Source organism: Proteus faecis (assembly GCF_030286765.1).
GTDB lineage: Bacteria > Pseudomonadota > Gammaproteobacteria > Enterobacterales > Enterobacteriaceae > Proteus > Proteus faecis.
Genome location: NZ_JASVWV010000059.1, coordinates 1 through 862, shown reverse-complemented (window position 1 = coordinate 862; position 862 = coordinate 1). Strand labels below are relative to the sequence as shown.

At 50.0% G+C, this 862-nt stretch carries 1 rRNA gene; it reads left to right on the top strand.

Annotated elements, in window-relative coordinates:
- Nucleotides 1-862: ribosomal RNA gene (locus QSH13_RS18465) — 23S ribosomal RNA — on the top strand; the annotation flags it as partial.

The following is an 862-nucleotide window of genomic DNA, read 5'->3' as shown; positions in this document are numbered from 1 at the left end:
TGAATACATAGCGTCATGAAGCGAACCGGGAGAACTGAAACATCTCAGTACCCCGAGGAAAAGAAATCAACCGAGATTCCCCTAGTAGCGGCGAGCGAACGGGGAACAGCCCAGAGTCTTAATCAATAGCAGCATCAGGAGAACGGTCTGGAAAGTCCGGCAGTAAAGGGTGATAGCCCCGTATCCGAAGATGCTGTTATTGTGAACTCGACGAGTAGGGCGGGACACGTGTTATCCTGTCTGAATATGGGGGGACCATCCTCCAAGGCTAAATACTCCTGATTGACCGATAGTGAACCAGTACCGTGAGGGAAAGGCGAAAAGAACCCCGGCGAGGGGAGTGAAAAAGAACCTGAAACCGTGTACGTACAAGCAGTAGGAGCCCCATCACTCAAGTGCCTCGCACTGAGTGATTGGCAAAACCACTCGAAAACAGCGCCGCGTTTACCTACAAAATGGGTTGATTTTTTCAAGCCGTCGCGCAGTGTACATAGAAGTACACGAGCAACGGAAGTTAAAAAATCGAGCCAGTTTGGCAGTAAAAGCAAGCGGGACATTTGAGGATGGGGTGACTGCGTACCTTTTGTATAATGGGTCAGCGACTTATATTCTGTAGCAAGGTTAACCGTATAGGGGAGCCGTAGGGAAACCGAGTCTTAACTGGGCGAATGAGTTGCAGGGTATAGACCCGAAACCCGGTGATCTATCCATGGGCAGGTTGAAGGTTGGGTAACACTAACTGGAGGACCGAACCGACTAATGTTGAAAAATTAGCGGATGACTTGTGGATGGGGGTGAAAGGCCAATCAAACCGGGAGATAGCTGGTTCTCCCCGAAAGCTATTTAGGTAGCGCCTCGTGAA